This window comes from Pseudomonas sp. H1_A03, from assembly GCF_054685145.1.
Map to the genome: position 1 here is coordinate 1,907,302 of NZ_CP162829.1, position 18,097 is coordinate 1,925,398.

Below are 18,097 nucleotides of genomic sequence, written 5' to 3' on the forward strand. Positions count from 1 at the left end.
GTCTTTTTGAAGAATAAAAACGTAGTGGCACGCGCCTTGCTCTGAGCTTTCAGTGAAAAGTTTGAACGCAAGTTGTCGTGCCAAAAATCAAAAATATCGGAGCACCACTCATGTCCCAGACGTTTTACAAGAAAGGTTTCCTGGCCCTCGCCGTTGCAGCGGCGCTGGGTGTTTCTGCGTTTGTTCAAGCTGATGTGAAGATTGGCGTTGCGGGGCCGATGACTGGCGCCAACGCCTCATTCGGTGAGCAGTACATGAAGGGTGCCCAAGCGGCAGCCGATGCGATCAACAAGGCCGGCGGCATTAACGGTGAGCAGATCAAGCTGGTCGCCGGCGACGATGCCTGCGAACCCAAGCAGGCCGTAGCCGTGGCCAACCGGCTGGTCGACCAGGACAAAGTGATCGGCGTGGTCGGGCACTTCTGCTCGTCGAACACCATCCCGGCGTCCGAGGTGTATAACGACGCGGGCGTGATCGCCATCACCCCAGGTTCCACCAACCCACAAGTGACCGAGCGCGGCATGAGCGCAATGTTCCGTATGTGCGGGCGTGACGACCAGCAGGGCATCGTGGCCGGCGACTATATCGTCGACGTGCTCAAGGGCAAGAAAATTGCCGTGATCAACGACAAGGACACCTACGGCAAAGGCCTGGCTGACGCCACTGCTGCCCAGTTGACCAAGCGCGGCGTCAAGCCGGTGCTGGAAGAAGGCCTGACCCGTGGCGAGAAAGACTTCAGTGCTCTGGTCACCAAAATCCGTTCTACCGGCGCTGACGTCGTGTACTTCGGCGGCCTGCACCCGGAAGCCGGTCCTTTGGTTCGCCAACTGCGTGAAGCCGGCCTGAAAGATGTGAAGTTCATGTCCGATGACGGCGTAGTGACCGACGAATTGGTCACCACCGCAGGCGGCAAGCAATACGTGGACGGCGTCTACATGACCTTTGGCGCCGACCCGCGCCTGTTGCCCGAAAGCAAGGCCGTGGTGGAAGAGTTCCGCAAAGCCGGCTACGAGCCTGAAGGCTACACCTTGTACGCCTACGCCTCGCTCCAGGCCCTGGCCGCCGGCTTCAACGGCGCCAAGTCCGACAAAGGCGAAGACGCCGCCAAGTGGCTCAAGGCCAACCCTGTGAAAACCGTGATGGGCGAGAAGACCTGGGACGCCAAGGGCGACCTGAAAGTCTCCGACTATGTGGTTTACCAGTGGGACAAGGAAGGCAAATACCACCAGTTGGAAAAACAGAAATAAGCGTAAACACGATCACTCCGGCAACACAGAGCCAATGTGGGAGCCGGGCTTGCCCGCGATGACGGACTGGCAGTCAGCACGTGTGTTGAATCTGAAACCGCTATCGCAGGCAAGCCAGCTCCCACAATGGATCGCAGTTGTCAGTCCCATCGTGTCAGGCAACAAGATCTGTCTTTTCCTCCAGAAGCGCCGCACACCCACCGGTGTGCAGGTGCTCACCGCGTGAGATTGCGTTATGGATGGTATTTTCCTGCAGCAACTGGTCAACGGCCTGACCCTCGGGTCGGTCTATGGCCTGATCGCCATCGGCTACACAATGGTCTATGGCATCATTGGCATGATCAACTTCGCCCACGGCGAGGTTTATATGATTTCCGCTTACCTCGCGGCGATCAGTCTGGCACTGCTGGCTTACTTCGGCATCGAATCCTTTCCGCTGCTCATTCTTGGCACCTTGGTCTTCACCGTCGTCGTCACCGGCGTTTACGGTTGGGTCATCGAACGTGTCGCCTACAAACCGCTGCGTAACTCCACCCGCCTGGCACCGCTGATCAGCGCCATCGGGATTTCCCTGATCCTGCAGAACTACGCGCAGATCGCCCAGGGCGCCAAGCAACAAGGTATTCCAACCTTGCTGGCAGGGGCCTGGCGTGTCGACATCGGCACCGGGTTCGTGCAGCTCACGTACACCAAGGTGTTCATCCTCGTGGCGGCGTTTGCCGGCATGGCGTTGCTGACCTACATCATCAAATACACCAAGCTCGGCCGCATGTGCCGCGCGACCCAGCAAGACCGCAAGATGGCCTCGATCCTCGGCATCAACACCGACCGGGTGATCTCCTATGTGTTTGTCATCGGTGCCGCCATGGCTGCACTGGCCGGCGTGCTGATCACCCTCAACTACGGCACCTTCGATTTCTATGCCGGCTTCATCATCGGCATCAAGGCGTTTACCGCGGCGGTACTCGGCGGCATCGGCTCCCTGCCAGGGGCGATGTTGGGCGGGATTATCCTGGGTATCTCCGAGTCGCTGTTCTCGGGGTTGATCAACTCTGACTACAAAGACGTGTTCAGTTTCTCCCTGCTGGTGGTGATTCTGATTTTCCGTCCTCAGGGCCTGCTTGGTCGCCCACTCGTGGCTAAGGTGTAAACATGTCTGCTGCCAAACCAATCGATATCAAGAAAAGTGTGGTCGATGCAGTCCTCGCCGGGCTGATTTCGTTGATCATCTTCGGGCCCATCGTTGGCGTTGTCCTCGATGGCTACAGCTTCAACCTGGAACCGACCCGCGTCGGCGTGATGGTCGCGATTGTGATGCTCGGCCGGTTCGCCATGAGCCTGTTCCTGCAAACGCCCAAGGGTATAAGAATCCTGCAGGGATTCGAGAGCAGCGGCTCCGGCGTGCACGTACAGAAACCGGACTATAAATCGCGGCTGCGCTGGATCATTCCGGCACTCATCGTGATCGCCATCGTGTTCCCGATCTTCGCCAACAAGTACCTGCTGACCGTGGTGATCCTCGGGCTGATCTACGTGTTGCTCGGGTTGGGCCTGAACATCGTGGTAGGCCTGGCGGGCTTGCTCGACTTGGGCTACGTGGCGTTCTACGCCATCGGTGCCTACGGCCTGGCGCTGGGTTATCAATACCTGGGCCTGGGTTTCTGGACGGTGCTGCCACTGGCGGCCATTGCGGCGGCGCTGGCGGGGTGCATCCTCGGGTTTCCGGTATTACGAATGCACGGTGACTACCTGGCTATCGTGACCCTGGGGTTCGGTGAAATCATCCGCTTGGTGCTTAACAACTGGCTGTCGTTTACCGGCGGCCCGAATGGCATGCCCGTGCCGTCACCGACCTTCATGGGGCTGGAGTTCGTGCGCAAGGCCAAGGATGGCGGGGTGCCCTTTCATGAGTTTTTTGGCATCGATTACAACCCTAATTTCAAGTTCATGTTTATCTACATCGTGTTGTTCATCGTGGTGATGCTGGTGCTGTACATCAAGCATCGCCTGACCCGCATGCCGGTCGGCCGTGCCTGGGAAGCGCTGCGCGAAGATGAAATCGCCTGCCGTTCCATGGGCCTGAACCACGTACTGGTCAAGCTCTCGGCGTTCACCATCGGTGCGTCGACTGCGGGCCTGGCCGGGGTGTTCTTTGCCAGCTACCAGGGCTTCGTCAACCCGTCCTCGTTTACCTTCTTCGAGTCGGCGCTGATCCTGGCCATCGTGGTCTTGGGTGGCATGGGCTCGACGGTCGGCGTGGTGATTGCGGCCTTCGTATTGACCGTCGCGCCCGAACTGCTGCGCAGCTTCTCCGAATACCGCGTGCTGCTGTTTGGCGTGTTGATGGTAGTGATGATGATCTGGCGACCGCGCGGCTTGATCCGCATCAGCCGTACCGGTGTGACACCACGTAAAGGAGTGGCGCCATGAGCAAGGAAGTCGTCCTTTCCGTTGAGCACTTGATGATGCACTTCGGTGGCATCAAAGCCTTGAGCGATGTGAGCCTCAAGGTCGAACGCAACTCGATCTTCGCCCTGATCGGCCCCAACGGCGCCGGCAAGACCACGGTATTCAACTGCCTCACCGGCTTCTACAAAGCCAGCGGCGGCAAGATTGAACTCAATGTGCGTGGTAAGCAGACAAACGTGATCCAACTGCTCGGCGAGCGCTTCAAAGCCGTCGACTTTGTGTCGCCGAAAAGTTTCCTCAGTCGGGTGTACTACAAGATGTTCGGCGGCACCCACCTGGTGAACCGTGCTGGCCTGGCGCGAACCTTCCAGAACATTCGCCTGTTCAAGGAAATGTCGGTGGTGGAAAACCTGCTGGTGGCCCAGCACATGTGGGTCAACCGCAATATGCTCGCGGGTATCCTCAACACCAAGGGCTACCGCAAAGCCGAAAGCGATGCCCTTGACCACGCTTTCTACTGGCTGGAAGTGGTGGACCTGGTGGACTGTGCCAACCGCCTGGCCGGCGAACTTTCCTACGGCCAGCAGCGCCGCCTGGAGATCGCTCGCGCCATGTGCACGCGGCCGCAGATCATCTGCCTCGATGAGCCGGCAGCGGGCCTCAACCCCCAGGAAACCGAAGCCCTCAGCGCGATGATTCGCCTGCTGCGCGACGAACACGACCTCACGGTCGTGCTGATCGAACACGACATGGGCATGGTGATGAGTATTTCCGACCACATCGTGGTGCTGGACCACGGCAACGTGATCGCCGAAGGCGGGCCGGAAGCGATCCGCAACGACCCGAAAGTGATTGCCGCCTACCTGGGCGCCGACGAAGAGGAGCTGGTATGAGCGGACCTATCCTCGAAATGAAGGACCTGGACGTGTACTACGGTCCGATCCAGGCCCTGAAAAAAGTCTCGCTGCATATCAACGAAGGCGAAACCGTCAGCCTGATCGGCTCCAACGGCGCGGGCAAGTCCACGCTGCTGATGTCGATTTTCGGCCAGCCACGGGCCGAGTCAGGGCAGATCCTCTATAACGGCGTCGACATTACCCACAAGTCGTCCCACTACATTGCCTCCAATGGTATTGCGCAGTCGCCGGAAGGGCGGCGGGTGTTCCCCGACATGACCGTCGAGGAAAACCTGCTGATGGGCACCATCCCGATTGGCGACAAGTTCGCCCAGGAAGACATGCAGCGCATGTTCGAGCTGTTCCCACGGCTCAAGGAACGGCGTACCCAGCGGGCCATGACCATGTCCGGTGGCGAGCAGCAAATGCTCGCCATCGCCCGCGCGTTGATGAGCCGTCCAAAGTTGTTGCTGTTGGACGAACCTAGCCTGGGGCTGGCGCCAATTGTGGTGAAGCAGATCTTCTCGACCCTGCGCGAGTTGGCGGCGACCGGGATGACTATTTTCCTGGTGGAGCAGAACGCCAACCATGCGCTGCGTCTGTCGGATCGGGCGTATGTGATGGTTAACGGTGAGATTCGCCTGACGGGTACTGGTAAGGAATTGTTGGTCAACGAGGAAGTGCGCAACGCCTACCTCGGCGGCCACTGATCTAAATAACGACGCAGCACCCACTGTGGGAGCCCACATAAAAGCGGCTCCCGCAGTCTTTTTAGTGCTATCCACAGACCGTTCTGGAAATTGTGGAAAACAAATCCAGCCGCCCTCTAAAGCGCGACATATAGCCGCCGCAAATCCCTGTTTTGTCACAGTTTTGACTTGTCCCCATCCACTGTGGAACCGGCTGTGGGTAACGTGGGAGTAGCTGGCTGAAAGCCTTTAAAACCGTGGCTTGTAGCGAGTCGGTTGTTTTTTGATCAGCGGCTTTTTCGCGACCGCCCGAGGGCTTTGTCAACCTGTTTAAAGACACAGGTATATGACCGAAATATGTCCCGCCAGCCTGTGGATAAGTCTGTGACTAAACTCTGGAAAGACGGCCGCAGAGGCCGGAATGACTGGCCTGGAGCCATCGTTCTGATTTCCCGCCTGTCGATGGGTCTACATACGGCCCGTCTAAGGTCAAGCAAAAACTTTCTAAAACCCCCTGTAACCCTTGTGTACAGAGGCCTGGAGCTTTTTGCACTTGCCCCCAAAGACTGTGGGCGCAGTTGTGGATAACCTGCGTGCATATGGCTGCACGCCACGGTTCATAAGGCTTTGCGTGCAATGGTTGAAAAGTGATCAGCTGCACATGAAGTTATGCGCTTAGCGGTTGCCGCCACCGCGGCGTAAGGGCATTCTGCTGGCAACTTTTTCCCGATGCCCGCAAGGAGAACACCATGTCCGACACGCTGTTTATTACTGGCGCAACCTCAGGTTTCGGCGAAGCCTGTGCTCGTCGTTTTGCCGACGCTGGCTGGAAACTGGTGCTGACTGGCCGGCGTGCCGACCGCCTGAATGCGCTGGTCGAAGAGCTTTCAAAGCAGACCGAAGTGCATGGCCTAGTTGTGGACGTGCGTGACCGCAAGGGCATGGAAGACGCCATCGCCAACCTGCCGCCGTCGTTCGCGAAGCTGCGCGGGCTGATCAACAACGCCGGCCTGGCCGTGGGCACTGACCCGGCGCCTAAGTGCAGCCTCGACGATTGGGAAACCATGGTCGACACCAACATCAAGGGCTTGTTGACCACCACCAGCCTGCTGCTGCCGCGCCTGATCGCGCATGGCCGTGGCGCCGGGATCATCAACCTGGGCTCCATCGCCGGCAGCTACCCGTACCCGGGCAGCCATGTGTATGGCGGCTCCAAGGCGTTTGTTAAGCAGTTCTCGCTGAACCTGCGCTGCGACCTGCAAGGTACCGGCGTGCGCGTGACCAACATCGAGCCAGGCCTGTGCGAGAGCGAGTTTTCGTTGGTGCGCTTTGGTGGTGACCAGGCGCGGTATGACGCGACGTATGCCGGTGCCGAGCCGATTCAGCCGCAGGATATTGCGGACACGATCTTCTGGGTCATGAATACGCCGGCGCATGTGAATATCAACCGGTTGGAGTTGATGCCGGTGAGCCAGACATGGGCTGGGTTTGCGATTGAGCGCGGCGCTAAAGCCTGATTTTGTAGTGAGCGGGCTTGCCCCGCGCGAGGCAGGCTCGCTCACTACACATTTCATTGTCAGCCGCCAAATAGGCAGCAAATCGGCCAAAACACGGCATAAGGTACACTCCACCTCTGAAAACCCCTCCGCACTGTGCGGTTTTAAGGTTTTGACAGGAGGAAATGTGAGTAACCGAGGTGAGCAGTCACTGCTCAAACAATCGACCATCCTGATGTTCGCGGTAGCGATCGCCGGGATTGTCACGGGTGTGGTATCTGGCGCCCAATCCATTCTGTTCGACGGCTTTTTCTCGCTGATCGCCACCGCCATCAAGGTGTTGATGCTGATCACGGCCAAGCTGATCGCCAAGAAAAGCAACGAGCGCTTCCAGTTCGGCTATTGGCACCTCGAGCCCATGGTGTTGCTGATCGAAGGCAGTTTCCTGTTGCTGATCGCCATTTATGCGTTCCTCAACGGCGTGTTCGGCATTATCAATGGCGGGCGTGAGATCGAGTTGGGGCTGGTGATCCTCTACGCGGCGGTGTTTACCGTCGTCGAATTCGCCTACTTCTTTTACGTGCGCTATCGCAATCGCACGCTGAAATCATCGCTGATCCAGTTCGACAACATCAGTTGGCTGGTGGACGCGATGCTCTCGGTGGGCTTGCTGATCAGCTTTCTGGCGGCACTGCTGCTCAAGTCCCAGGGCTATGGCGAGTGGGCGGTGTATGTCGACCCGTTGATCCTGATCCTGCTGGCCCTGAGCATGCTGGCGCCGGCGTTCAAGATCCTGCGCCCGGCGTTGCGCGAGGTGCTGGGGATTGCCCCGGACCACCTGGATGACAAAGTGCGCGAAGTGATGGACGCGGCACAGGCCAAGCATGGTTTCGACGACTACGTGTCCTACGTGCAAAAACACGGGCGGGCGCGGTTTATCGAGATTCATGTGGTGCTGCCGGCGGATTATCCGGTGGATAACGTTGCGACCCTGGACGGGCTGCGCGAAGAGATATCCACAGGGCTCGGCACGCCGGATGCGGCGCGCTGGCTGACGATCAGTTTTACGGGGGATCGTAAGTGGATTGCGTGAGGGCAGTTAGACCGAGGTGAAGCCTTCGCGAGCAAGCCCGCTCCCACATTCGACCGCATTCACATGTTGGAACACGGTCAAGTGTGGGAGCGGGCTTGCTCGCGAAGAGGCCCTGAAAATCAGCCGAGAGACCGGATCAGACCCTGATAGCAAGTCGCCAAATGATAAGGCGTAGTCGACGGCATATCCCGTCGACTCACGACGCCCTCGGCATCCAGGCATTCATTCCAACCCTTTTCATGCAAGAAGTGCTGTTGCAGCGCGAGCAGTTGGCGCTGTAGCACCGCTTCGCTGCCTGGCCGCAAGGTCAGTGCCCGCAGGTATTCGGCCTGGGCCCAGATACGTTGAGTGCCGTCGCGTACCGTGCCGTCCAGCGCCAGCATGCCGCTGACCGCGCCGCTTACGTTATCCACACCCTGTTGCTCGGCGTAGGCGAAAGCCCGGGTCAGCGACGCATGCAGCGGCGTACCGCGCAATACATCTGACGATTCCAGCAAAAAGAACCACTCGAACTGGTGTCCCGGTTCGAACCAGTTATCCACAGCGCCCAGCGGTTTTTCCATCATCACGCCGTGCTGGCGGTCGATGAAGCGCTGTTGCATGGCTGTCGCCAGTGCCAGCAGGGCTGCCTGCACGCGGGCGTCTTCACGCACCGCGAGGGTGGCGAGGAACCCTTCGGCCAAGTGCATCAATGGGTTTTGCAGCGGGCCGGATTCAAGCGATGACCAGTTGCGCTCCAGCACGGCTTCATACAGGCCGTCGCCTGTGGAAAACCGCTCGGCGACCACTTCCAGGGCCGCATTGAGCACCGATTCCACCAGCGGCGCACGCACCTTGGCCCAGTAATGGGCGCAGGCGAAGATGATGAAGGCGTGGGTGTAGAGGTCTTTGCGCTGGTCGAGCGGCTGGCCGGCGGGATCAATGCTGTAGAACCAGCCGCCGTGCTCGGCGTCATGGAAGTGCTGTTGCAGTGAACGGAACAGAACCGCTGCGCGCTCCTCGGCGAAGGCTGCGCCAGGCTCGCCGATCAGGCTGGCAAAGAGGTACAGCTGCCGCGCGCAGGCCATGGCGCGGTAGCGTTGTGGGGGCAGCGGCCGGTGATCGGCATCCAGCGCCTCATAGGGCAGTGCCAGCTCGGCGTTCCAGCCCGGGCCTTGCCAGAGCGGTACGATCAGGCTGTGGAAGTGCGTGAGCACGGTGTTCAAGGAGGGTTGGGAAGCGCTGGGCATTGGCTGGCGTCGTCACGGCAGGGGTGTAGGCGCGCATGGTATCAGGCTTGGGTTGTGTGGTGTCTTTGAGACCGCCATCGCAGGCAAGCCAGCTCCCACAGTTTGATGTGCGAACCCAATCAAACGTGGGAGCTGGCTTGCCTGCGAAGAGGCCCCTACAAACGCAACAAAATTCAGCCCGCCAGCAGCCAAACCCCAGTCGCCGCCGACGCCGCCCCTGCAACCCGCACCAACGGCGCCGCAGCCGCCGGCAGGAAGCGCACTACCGCATAACCCGCCGCGTGCAACACGGCCGTTGCGCCTACAAAACCAGCCGCATACGCCCAAGGGTTGGACATGTCCGGCAGCTCCAAACCGTGCGCGACGCCGTGAAACAGCGCGAACAATGCCGTCGCCCCCACCGCCACAAACAACGGCGGCCGCACCGCCAGCGCCACCGCCAGGCCCAGGGCCAGCACTGAGGCAGCAATCCCGCTTTCCAGCGCTGGCAGTGCCAAGCCTTCAAAACCCAGCACGCCGCCAATCAGCATGGTGCCCACAAAAGTGCACGGCAATGCCCAGCGGGCGACGCCTTTTTGTTGGGCGGCCCACAAACCGACGGCCACCATGGCCAACAAGTGGTCAATGCCACCCAGGGGGTGGCTGATGCCGGCCACCAGGCCGTTGTCGCCGTGGCCCGGGTGAGCGAAGGCGAGGGCGGGGGCCAGCAGCAGGGCGGCGGCGGTGAAAAGTTTCTTGAGGCTCATAAACGGGTTCCTTGGGGGGTGGTCAGGCGGCGGTCAGCAGGCCTTGGCGTTCGATAAAGGCGACGATGTCATCCAGGCCGACACCGGTTTTCTGGTTGCTGAACACAAAGGGTTTACCGTTGCGCATGCGCTGGGTGTCGCTGTTCATCAACTCCAGCGAGGCGCCCACCAGCGGTGCCAGGTCGATCTTGTTGATCACCAGCAGGTCGGATTTGCAAATACCAGGCCCGCCCTTGCGTGGCAGCTTGTCGCCGGCTGACACATCGATTACGTAGATGGTCAGGTCCGACAGCTCGGGGCTGAAGGTGGCCGAAAGGTTGTCGCCGCCGGACTCCACCAGGATCAGGTCCAGGCCGGGGAAACGGCGGTTGAGCTGATCCACGGCTTCGAGGTTGATCGAGGCGTCTTCACGGATCGCCGTGTGCGGGCAGCCACCGGTTTCCACGCCGATGATGCGCTCGGGTGCCAAGGCTTGGTTACGCACCAGGAAATCGGCGTCTTCGCGGGTATAGATGTCGTTGGTGACTACTGCCAGGTTGTAGCGGTCACGCAGCGCCAGGCACAGCGCCAGGGTCAGGGCCGTTTTGCCGGAGCCCACCGGGCCGCCGATACCAACACGCAAAGGTTGTGAGTTCATGTAGGTGTTCTCCTAGGAACGGAACAGGCGGCTGTACTGGCGCTCGTGGGCCATGCACGCCAGGGACAGGCCGAAAGCGGCGCTGCCGAAATGGGTAGGGTCGATGCGGCTGGCGTCCTGCTGGGCTTGTTGCAGCAGCGGCAGCAGTTCGCTCGTCAGGCGCTGGGCGGCTTGCTGGCCCAGGGGCAGGGTTTTCATCAGCACGGCCAGTTGGTTTTCCAGCCAGCTCCACAACCACGCGGCGAGGGCATCGGCGGGGCTGATGCTCCAGGCGCGGGCGGCCAGGGCCCAGCCCAGGGCCAGATGCGGCTCGGTGCACCGCTCAAGAAATGCGCGGGCGGCGTCGTCCAGTTCCGGCAATCCGCTGAGTAATTGCTGCAGCGAGTAGCCCATCTGCCGGCTCTCCTGATACAGCTCGCGGGTCTCGCGGCTGGCGCGATGCTCATCACACCATTGCGCCAGGCGCGGCCAATCCTCATCAAAGGCCGCTTGGCAGTGCGCGAGCAGCAACGGTGCTTCGAAACGCGCGAGGTTGAGCAGCAACTGATCGCTGATCCAGCGTCGTGCAGTGGCCGCATCATTGACGCGACCGTTCTCCACCGCCATTTCCAGGCCCTGGGAATAGCTGTAGCCGCCAATCGGCAATTGCGGACTGGCCAGACGCAGCAGCGCCCAGGCTGGGTTCATAGACGCACGCCGAACTGATGCAGCTTGGGTGGGTAGTTGAAATCTTCATCGCCATGGCGCGAGTGATGGTGGCCGCCGCCGTAAGCGCCGTGCTCCGGCTGGAATGGCGCTTCAATAGTTGCGGTCTGCGCGCCCAGCTGTTCGAGCATGGCCTTGAGCACATAGTCGTCCAGCAGGCGCAGCCAGCCGTCCCCTACCTGCAACGCCACATGGCGGTTACCCAGGTGATACGCCGCGCGAGTCAGTTCAAATGCGCTGCTGCAGGTGACGTGCAGCAGATGTTCAGGCCGGGCGCATACGCGTACGACGCGTCCGTCTTCAGCCTGTAGGAATTCGCCATCGTGCAGCGGCGGCTGGCCGCGCTCCAGGAAAAGGCCGACGTCTTCACCGTCGGCACTGAAACAGCGCAGGCGACTTTTGCTGCGTGCTTCGAAATTCAGCAGCAACTCGGCGGCCCAGAGGGCTTGAGGGGCGATTCGTCGGTGGATCACCAGCATCAGGAAGCTTCCAGCTATGAGCGATGAAACAGCTAGAGCAAGGGCCTTGCCAATGTCGATAGAGAGTAGGAATTGCCTGTAGGCAAGGACGATGGCGCCACTAAATGGAGCGAGGAGCAATTCTCTGTGTGCGCCAAAGTGGTGCGTATTTTTATAGGTTGCACGCGTGGTGGGCGTTTTCAGATTTTCCCTACAGGGTATGAGGATTCGGCGTTCATCAAGTTACCTGCAAGATCATTAGCCTGTGCGCCGTGTTTAATCTACCGCGACGTTCATCATGTTCAAGTCATTTTGTTGTCTGGTTATTGTCAGTCTGTCTCTCGCTCTTTCATCGGCTTCGGCCAATCTGAACTCCCATCCCTCTTTCACCGCGTCACCCAAAGAAGCGTCTATCGAGGATGTGGTCGACCGTGCCCACGAACTGTTGGGTACGCCTTACAAATGGGGCGGTACCTCGGCAGAGCAGGGTTTCGATTGCAGCAGCCTGCTGGTGTATCTGTTCAAGACTCAAGCCAATATCCGAATACCGCGCACCACGGCGGCAATGCAACGTTCGACGGCCGCGACCATCAAGCGCAACTCGCTCCAGCCCGGCGATGCGGTGTTTTTCAAAGGAAACGGTAGCGGCCAGGTCAGCCATGTGGGCCTTTATATAGGCGAGGGCAAATTTATCCATTCACCGCGCAGCGGCAAAAACATCCGTATCGATTCGCTGAGCAACCGCTATTGGAACAAGCACTACACCACGGCCAAGCGTTTCCATTCGGCAGGCTAATTGCGTTATTCGGTGCTGCCCAGGCCTTGCCAGTGCTTCAAACCGATAAAGATAAAGCGCAATTGCTGGGTGATTTTCGCCTGCGGCGTGAGGTGGGCGGGCAGGGCGTGGGCTGGCGGGTCGATGATGTCGGGAAGGGTGGCGAACACACTTTTGACGATCAAGTCCGCCATCACGTGCAAGCCTTCAGCGTCCAGGTGCTGCAGTTTGGGCATGAAAGTGAGGTCAGCCGCCAGGTCGCGAGTGATGTCTTCGCGCAGCGCCGCGATGGCTTGGCGCACGGCGAGGCAGCCGCCGTATTGCTCGCGGGCGAGGAACAGGAATTGCGAACGGTTGGCCGAAACCACATCGAGAAAGATCCGCACGGAGGCATCGATAATGCCGCCCATCACGAATTCGTTGTGGCGCACCAGGCGGATCGTAGCGCGAAAGGTCTGGCCGACTTCACTCACCAACACGAGGCCAAGCTGGTCCATGTCGGCAAAATGGCGATAAAAACCGGTGGGCACGATGCCAGCTGTCTTCGCCACTTCGCGCAGGCTCAGGCTACCAAACCCACGGCCACATTCCATCAGATGGCGGGCTGCGTCCATCAAGGCGAGGCGGGTCTGTTGCTTTTGTTCGGCGCGGGGCAGCATGGGCGGGCAGGCTTTGTTGGCAAGTACAGCGACGCACTCTAGCAAAACAGCTTTGCCGGCGTCGAACTTGGCGGGGAAGTACGTGACGCGATCTACAGGAAAGCAAAAGCCCGATCGACGGATCGGGCTTTTTTCTGGGCCACCACGGGTTAGCTCTGTGCTTGATGCAGTTCTTGCAGACGGTCAGCACCGCCCTCAGCAACACCTTCGGTGTAGGCGCGTTCGTTGGCTTGTTCAGCACCGCCTTCAACCAGGCCTTTTTGTTCCAGGCGATCACGGCCACCTTCGGCGACAGCATTGCGTTCCAGCAGGCGATCCGCACCACCTTCAACCAGACCTTTCTGTTCCAGGCGGTCGCGGCCATTTTCGGTCAGGCCTTCGGTGTAAGCGCGTTTGTTGGCTTGCTCCGAACCATTTTCAGCAACAGCGCCTTTGGCGTAGTCACGGTTCTCTTCTTCTTGCGAGCCGCTGCGCGCTACGGTCTGGCTGAAATGCACCGCGTCGGCTTTGACTTGTGGGGTGGCCTGTTCAACGGCTGGCAGGGCAAAGGCACTGGAAGCCAGGATGGACAACAGGACGGTAGCGAGTACTTGGCGTTTCATGATGGGTTGCTCCTTGGGAGGGCGATAAAGTGGGTACAGGGCTAATGCTACTCTCGATAAGTCGATATAAAAGTTCATAAACACAATGGTAATAATCAACAGAATTGATTGTTCTGGGCGGAGGCTCTAGATCGGGCCTCTCAAGCACGCGGTTTTGCACCGGTGTGGGTATTTTCGACACGCACATGGGTAACAATGGTGCGCTGTCGTAGGGGGATTCTGTCGAAGTGGTCAGAAATTGAGGTTTTTCCCGGCAAATGGCCGATTGGGTTAAACCCCCAAGCGGTTTGCCAGTCGTAGTCGTATAAGCTGTCCATAAAGGCTGTGACCCAGCCAGTCGTATTCAGGAGTCCTGTGCAATGACGCGCACTCGTAAAATCGTCGCTTGGTGCTGCGCCAGCTTCGTTCTGTTAATCGCCGTTGTGGTATTGGTTCTGGTGTTCTTCGACTGGAACCGCATCAAGCCGCCCCTCAATGCCAAGGTTTCCGAAGAGCTGCATCGACCGTTTGCCATCAACGGCAACCTGGCGGTGGTGTGGGCGCGTGAGCCCGACGAAGGCGGTTGGCGCGCCTGGGTGCCGTGGCCCCATGTGATTGCCGAAGACCTGACCCTGGGCAACCCCGACTGGTCGAAAACCCCGCAAATGGTCACGCTTAAAAAGGTCGAATTGCGCATTTCGCCGCTGGCGTTGCTGGTGCAGCGCGTGGTGATCCCGCGCATTGACCTCACTGAGCCGAGTGCGCAATTGCAGCGTCTGGCCGACGGCCGCGCCAACTGGACCTTCAAGTTCGACCCCAAGGACCCGAACGCCGAACCCTCCAACTGGGTGGTGGACATCGGCGCTATCGGCTTCGACAAAGGCCACGTGACCCTCGACGACCAGACCCTCAAGACCCAGCTGGATGTCATCATCGACCCGCTGGGCAAACCCGTGCCCTTTGGTGAAATCGTTGGCGACGCCGATGCCAAGAAGGCTTTGGAAAAAGGCTCGGCGCCGCAGGACTATGCGTTTGGCCTCAAGGTCAAAGGCCAGTACCACGGCCAGAAACTCGACGGCACCGGCAAAATCGGCGGCCTGCTGGCGTTGCAAGACGCGGCCAAGCCGTTTCCGTTGCAGGCTCAGGTCAAGATTGCCGACACCAGCATCGCCCTGGCCGGCACCCTCACGGATCCGCTGAATCTGGGTGCCCTAGACCTGCGCCTGAAACTCGCAGGTTCCAGCCTGGGCAACCTCTACCCACTGACCGGCGTGACCCTGCCGGATTCGCCGGCCTATTCCACCGATGGTCACCTGATCGCCAAGCTGCACGAAGCCAGCGGCGCCTCGTTCCGCTACGAAAACTTCAACGGCAAGATCGGTAACAGCGATATTCACGGTAGCCTTGGCTACGTCGCCAGCCAGCCGCGCCCCAAACTCAGCGGCGCGTTGGTGTCCAACCAACTGCTGATGACCGACCTCGCGCCCCTGATCGGCGCCGACTCGAATGCCAAGCAAAAAGCCCGTGGCGGCGACAGCAAACAACCCGCGACCAAAGTGCTGCCGGTGGAAGAGTTCCGCACCGAGCGCTGGCGTGTCATGGATGCCGATGTGGAGTTCACCGGCAAGCGCATCGTGCACAGTGCCGATCTGCCCTTCACCGACCTCTACACCCATGTGGTGCTCAATGACGGCGAACTGAGCCTGGAGCCCCTGCGTTTCGGCGTGGCCGGCGGCAAGCTGGATGCACAGATTCGCCTGAACGGGCGCACCGCACCGATGGAAGGTCGCGCCAAACTGACTGCGCGTAACTTCAAGCTCAAGCAGTTGTTCCCGACATTCGAACCGATGAAAACCAGCTTTGGTGAGCTCAACGGCGACGCCGACATTTCCGGTCGCGGCAACTCCGTGGCGGCACTGCTGGGCACCTCCAATGGTGACCTGAAGATGCTGATCAACGACGGCGCCATCAGCCGTGGTCTGATGGAAATCGCCGGGCTTAATGTGGGCAACTACGTGGTGGGCCGACTGTTTGGCGACAAGGAAGTGAAGATCAATTGCGCCGCGGCGGACTTCGGCATCAAGACTGGCCTGGCGACGACGCGGTTGTTTGTGTTTGATACCGAGAACGCCATTATCTATATCGATGGCACGGCGAACATGGCCACGGAGCAACTGGACTTGACCATCAACCCCGAATCGAAAGGTTTCCGACTGTTCTCCCTGCGTTCACCGCTGTACGTCAACGGGCCGTTTATCAAGCCGAATGCCGGTGTGAAAGCCATTCCTCTGGCGCTGCGTGGCGCGGGCATGGTGGCGCTGGGTGTGATCGCAGGGCCTGCGGCCGGTTTGCTGGCATTGATCGCACCCAGCGCCGACGCGCCTAACCAGTGCGCACCTTTGCTGCAACAGATGCGGGAAGGCAAAGCACCGAAAACAGTCAAAGGGTGATTGCTGAAAATCACCCACTTGCCCATTAATCAAACGATGTGTCGCAACAGCGCTAGCGAACATTCTGCGCCAGCGGTGTTGCGACCCTAGGCAATCTGGGTCGCAAACCTGCCCACCGCATCGACCACTCGTTTGGCGCCATCCTGAATCTCAACAATGACGTGGCCCGCCTGGGTGGCGAGTTCAAGACCTTGCTCTGCCTGGGATTTGCTGTTTGCCATCTCGGCGACGGTCTCATCCACCAGCTTCTGGTTCTGCAAGACAACCGATGCAATTTCTTCGGTAGCCGTGCTGGTACGCCCAGCCAATTGCCGAACCTCATCCGCCACGACCGCAAAACCGCGCCCCTGCTCACCTGCGCGCGCGGCTTCAATCGCAGCGTTCAATGCCAGCAAGTTGGTTTGTTGGGCAATACTACTGATCGTCTGGATGATCGAGCTGATCAACAATGACTGCTTGCCGAGCGCTTCAACGCCGCCAGAGGCCGCCTGCATATCAACGGCGACTTTACGCATGGTGTGCATCGTGTCGTTAACCACGACGGCGCCGCGCTGAGCCGTCACGTCAGTCTGCTGGGAGATTTCAAATGCAGTTTGGGCGGCTTCACTGACGGCTTGTTCACGGGCCACCTGGTCGGTGACCACCGTTGCAAACTTAACGACCTTGCAGAGTGTGCCTTCGGTGTCGTACACCGGGTTATAAGTCGCCTCCAGCCATACAGTCTGACCGCGACTGTCCATTCGTTCGAAGCGGCCAGCAACAAATTCACCCTTGTTCAGCGTTGACCAAAAATCCTTGTAGTTCTGCGACGAAGCTTCTTCTGGCTTGCAGAAAATACGGTGGTGACTGCCTTTCGCTTGGCTCAAGTTGTAGCCCATGGCTTTTAAAAACTGCTCATTCGCCATGAGCACATGCCCGGATAGGTCGAACTCGATCACCGCCGTCGAACGCAGCAGCGCGTCAATGAACGAGGCGTTTTCCGAGGCTTTTTCTACGCGGGACGTAATGTTGGTCGCATAGCAAGCGATATGACTTAACCGGCCAGTCGCCTCGGTTATGGGCTGCCAATGAGCATGAATCCACACTAACGAACCGTCAGCATGCAGGTAACGGTATTCGTCAGAGATCGATTTACCTGCGGCGACGGCGGCTCGAAAGTTGTGAAAGCACGGCAGCTTGGAGACGTACTGGGGAACGATATCGGCCATGGCACGGCCCAGAAGCTGATTCTGGGTGTAGCCCAAGGCCTGTGCGAAATTGTCGTTGCAGGCGGTAATTTTAAATGTCGAATCGATACTCAGCGTCAGCATTTCATGGCTGAGTCCATCACGCAGTTGGCGCAGCTGCGCCAGCTCGGCTGTCTGAGATTGAAGCTGGTTCTTGATTTTGGTATTGAACATGGGAAAACCGCCTGTTGGGTCTTGATAAGGCTATCGGCAAAGTCAGCAGCTTGTTGGTCCTTTGCGACGCCTAAGCAGCGCTGAAGAACGCAACTTTTGCAGTAAGGCGATCCGCCAACTGCGCGAGTTCCATGCTCGCCGTTGCCACTTGGCGTGAGCCGGTGGCGGACTGCACGGTGGATGCGTGAATACGGTTGATGTTTTGCGCCACGTCTTCGGCCACGCTGTTCTGCTGCGAGGAGGCACTGGCGATTTGGGCGTTCATGTCGCTGATCGCACCCACCTGCTCGCTGATCTTGGCTAACGCACTCTGCGCCCTACGGGTTTGCGCCACGGTTTGGCTTGCCAGCTCGCAGCTGTCACGCATGGTTTGCGAGGCGGTTTCAGTGCCCACTTGCAGCGTGCTGATCATCTCCCGAATTTCCTCGGTCGACCGCTGAGTCCGGTTGGCCAGCGAGCGCACCTCATCGGCGACTACCGCAAACCCGCGCCCATGCTCTCCAGCCCGCGCGGCCTCAATGGCGGCGTTCAGGGCCAGCAAGTTGGTTTGCGCAGCGATGGAGTTGATAACATCGATCACTGACTCGATCTTTTCGCTGTGTTTGGACACCTGGTTCACAGTGCCTG

General features: G+C 59.4%; 17 protein-coding genes and 2 pseudogenes. 9 read left to right on the plus strand and 10 right to left on the minus strand.

Annotated features, from left to right (window positions below):
- The first annotated feature begins 110 nt into the window (after positions 1-110).
- The 7 genes from AB4O35_RS08735 (at position 111) to AB4O35_RS08765 (ending at position 7,830) form a co-directional block, all read left to right on the plus strand.
- Positions 111-1,247 (plus strand): branched-chain amino acid ABC transporter substrate-binding protein, encoded by a 1,137-nt coding sequence (locus AB4O35_RS08735; RefSeq protein WP_065874340.1) that lies wholly within the window; start codon positions 111-113, stop codon positions 1,245-1,247.
- A gap of 235 nt (positions 1,248-1,482) precedes the next feature.
- Positions 1,483-2,397 carry an ABC transporter permease subunit gene (locus AB4O35_RS08740; RefSeq protein ID WP_048727385.1) on the plus strand — a complete coding sequence of 305 codons (915 nt, stop codon included), beginning with the start codon at positions 1,483-1,485 and terminating at the stop codon, positions 2,395-2,397.
- A gap of 2 nt (positions 2,398-2,399) precedes the next feature.
- Positions 2,400-3,677: a high-affinity branched-chain amino acid ABC transporter permease LivM gene (gene livM, locus AB4O35_RS08745; protein WP_065879912.1), complete on the plus strand. Its 1,278-nt coding sequence runs from the start codon at positions 2,400-2,402 to the stop codon at positions 3,675-3,677.
- A complete protein-coding gene (locus tag AB4O35_RS08750) occupies positions 3,674-4,549 on the plus strand; it encodes an ABC transporter ATP-binding protein (RefSeq protein ID WP_049710276.1) in 876 nt (291 codons plus the stop codon). The genes livM and AB4O35_RS08750 overlap by 4 nt, the downstream gene beginning before the upstream one ends.
- Complete coding sequence (locus AB4O35_RS08755; RefSeq protein WP_065874337.1) at positions 4,546-5,262, plus strand: ABC transporter ATP-binding protein; 717 nt, start codon at positions 4,546-4,548, stop codon at positions 5,260-5,262. The genes AB4O35_RS08750 and AB4O35_RS08755 overlap by 4 nt, the downstream gene beginning before the upstream one ends.
- Positions 5,263-5,990: 728 nt before the next feature.
- Complete coding sequence (locus AB4O35_RS08760) at positions 5,991-6,758, plus strand: SDR family oxidoreductase (protein ID WP_049710274.1); 768 nt, start codon at positions 5,991-5,993, stop codon at positions 6,756-6,758.
- Between the two features lie 166 nt (positions 6,759-6,924).
- A complete protein-coding gene (locus AB4O35_RS08765; protein ID WP_065874336.1) occupies positions 6,925-7,830 on the plus strand; it encodes a cation diffusion facilitator family transporter in 906 nt (301 codons plus the stop codon).
- Between the two features lie 119 nt (positions 7,831-7,949).
- Here AB4O35_RS08765 and AB4O35_RS08770 read toward each other — a convergent pair whose 3' ends face one another.
- The 5 genes from AB4O35_RS08770 to ureE form a co-directional block, all read right to left on the minus strand.
- Complete coding sequence (locus AB4O35_RS08770) at positions 7,950-9,059, minus strand: AGE family epimerase/isomerase (RefSeq protein WP_065879914.1); 1,110 nt, start codon at positions 9,057-9,059, stop codon at positions 7,950-7,952.
- Positions 9,060-9,232: 173 nt separating this feature from the next.
- On the minus strand, positions 9,233-9,805 hold the full coding sequence (locus AB4O35_RS08775) for a HupE/UreJ family protein (protein ID WP_065945538.1): 573 nt from the start codon (positions 9,803-9,805) through the stop codon (positions 9,233-9,235).
- 22 nt (positions 9,806-9,827) lie between these two features.
- A complete protein-coding gene (gene ureG, locus AB4O35_RS08780; protein ID WP_065874333.1) occupies positions 9,828-10,442 on the minus strand; it encodes an urease accessory protein UreG in 615 nt (204 codons plus the stop codon).
- Between the two features lie 12 nt (positions 10,443-10,454).
- Positions 10,455-11,129 carry an urease accessory protein UreF gene (locus AB4O35_RS08785; protein WP_065874332.1) on the minus strand — a complete coding sequence of 225 codons (675 nt, stop codon included), beginning with the start codon at positions 11,127-11,129 and terminating at the stop codon, positions 10,455-10,457.
- Positions 11,126-11,626 carry an urease accessory protein UreE gene (gene ureE, locus AB4O35_RS08790; RefSeq protein ID WP_010213559.1) on the minus strand — a complete coding sequence of 167 codons (501 nt, stop codon included), beginning with the start codon at positions 11,624-11,626 and terminating at the stop codon, positions 11,126-11,128. The genes AB4O35_RS08785 and ureE overlap by 4 nt, the downstream gene beginning before the upstream one ends.
- 277 nt (positions 11,627-11,903) lie before the next feature.
- On the opposite strand from ureE, the gene AB4O35_RS08795 reads away from it, so the two are divergent.
- The gene (locus tag AB4O35_RS08795; RefSeq protein ID WP_065879915.1) at positions 11,904-12,401 is read left to right on the plus strand and encodes a C40 family peptidase; all 498 of its coding nucleotides are present in this window, start codon (positions 11,904-11,906) and stop codon (positions 12,399-12,401) included.
- A 5-nt stretch (positions 12,402-12,406) separates the two neighbouring features.
- Here AB4O35_RS08795 and AB4O35_RS08800 read toward each other — a convergent pair whose 3' ends face one another.
- Entirely contained in the window at positions 12,407-13,039 is a 633-nt protein-coding gene (locus tag AB4O35_RS08800; protein ID WP_049710266.1) for a TetR family transcriptional regulator, read from the minus strand.
- Between the two features lie 149 nt (positions 13,040-13,188).
- Positions 13,189-13,641 (minus strand): hypothetical protein, encoded by a 453-nt coding sequence (locus AB4O35_RS08805; RefSeq protein ID WP_065874329.1) that lies wholly within the window; start codon positions 13,639-13,641, stop codon positions 13,189-13,191.
- A gap of 359 nt (positions 13,642-14,000) precedes the next feature.
- Here AB4O35_RS08805 and AB4O35_RS08810 point away from each other — a divergent pair, with 359 nt between their 5' ends.
- Complete coding sequence (locus AB4O35_RS08810) at positions 14,001-16,070, plus strand: AsmA family protein (protein WP_065889084.1); 2,070 nt, start codon at positions 14,001-14,003, stop codon at positions 16,068-16,070.
- 86 nt (positions 16,071-16,156) lie between these two features.
- Here AB4O35_RS08810 and AB4O35_RS08815 read toward each other — a convergent pair whose 3' ends face one another.
- The 3 genes and pseudogenes from AB4O35_RS08815 to AB4O35_RS08825 form a co-directional block, all read right to left on the minus strand.
- The gene (locus tag AB4O35_RS08815; RefSeq protein ID WP_371905324.1) at positions 16,157-16,594 is read right to left on the minus strand and encodes a methyl-accepting chemotaxis protein; all 438 of its coding nucleotides are present in this window, start codon (positions 16,592-16,594) and stop codon (positions 16,157-16,159) included.
- A gap of 99 nt (positions 16,595-16,693) precedes the next feature.
- Positions 16,694-17,470: pseudogene (locus AB4O35_RS08820) on the minus strand (PAS domain-containing protein); the annotation flags it as partial.
- A gap of 70 nt (positions 17,471-17,540) precedes the next feature.
- Positions 17,541-18,062: pseudogene (locus AB4O35_RS08825) on the minus strand (methyl-accepting chemotaxis protein); the annotation flags it as partial.
- Positions 18,063-18,097 lie beyond the last annotated feature (35 nt).

Coding starts and splice junctions, on each gene's coding strand:
- livM (WP_065879912.1), top strand. CDS start 2,400: ATGTCTGCTGCCAAACCAATCGATATCAAGAAAAGTGTGGTCGATGCA.
- AB4O35_RS08775 (WP_065945538.1), bottom strand. CDS start 9,805: ATGAGCCTCAAGAAACTTTTCACCGCCGCCGCCCTGCTGCTGGCCCCC.
- AB4O35_RS08815 (WP_371905324.1), bottom strand. CDS start 16,594: ATGCACACCATGCGTAAAGTCGCCGTTGATATGCAGGCGGCCTCTGGC.
- AB4O35_RS08740 (WP_048727385.1), top strand. CDS start 1,483: ATGGATGGTATTTTCCTGCAGCAACTGGTCAACGGCCTGACCCTCGGG.
- AB4O35_RS08795 (WP_065879915.1), top strand. CDS start 11,904: ATGTTCAAGTCATTTTGTTGTCTGGTTATTGTCAGTCTGTCTCTCGCT.
- AB4O35_RS08800 (WP_049710266.1), bottom strand. CDS start 13,039: ATGCTGCCCCGCGCCGAACAAAAGCAACAGACCCGCCTCGCCTTGATG.
- ureE (WP_010213559.1), bottom strand. CDS start 11,626: ATGCTGGTGATCCACCGACGAATCGCCCCTCAAGCCCTCTGGGCCGCC.
- AB4O35_RS08805 (WP_065874329.1), bottom strand. CDS start 13,641: ATGAAACGCCAAGTACTCGCTACCGTCCTGTTGTCCATCCTGGCTTCC.
- AB4O35_RS08755 (WP_065874337.1), top strand. CDS start 4,546: ATGAGCGGACCTATCCTCGAAATGAAGGACCTGGACGTGTACTACGGT.
- ureG (WP_065874333.1), bottom strand. CDS start 10,442: ATGAACTCACAACCTTTGCGTGTTGGTATCGGCGGCCCGGTGGGCTCC.
- AB4O35_RS08750 (WP_049710276.1), top strand. CDS start 3,674: ATGAGCAAGGAAGTCGTCCTTTCCGTTGAGCACTTGATGATGCACTTC.
- AB4O35_RS08785 (WP_065874332.1), bottom strand. CDS start 11,129: ATGAACCCAGCCTGGGCGCTGCTGCGTCTGGCCAGTCCGCAATTGCCG.
- AB4O35_RS08770 (WP_065879914.1), bottom strand. CDS start 9,059: ATGCCCAGCGCTTCCCAACCCTCCTTGAACACCGTGCTCACGCACTTC.
- AB4O35_RS08760 (WP_049710274.1), top strand. CDS start 5,991: ATGTCCGACACGCTGTTTATTACTGGCGCAACCTCAGGTTTCGGCGAA.
- AB4O35_RS08810 (WP_065889084.1), top strand. CDS start 14,001: ATGACGCGCACTCGTAAAATCGTCGCTTGGTGCTGCGCCAGCTTCGTT.
- AB4O35_RS08735 (WP_065874340.1), top strand. CDS start 111: ATGTCCCAGACGTTTTACAAGAAAGGTTTCCTGGCCCTCGCCGTTGCA.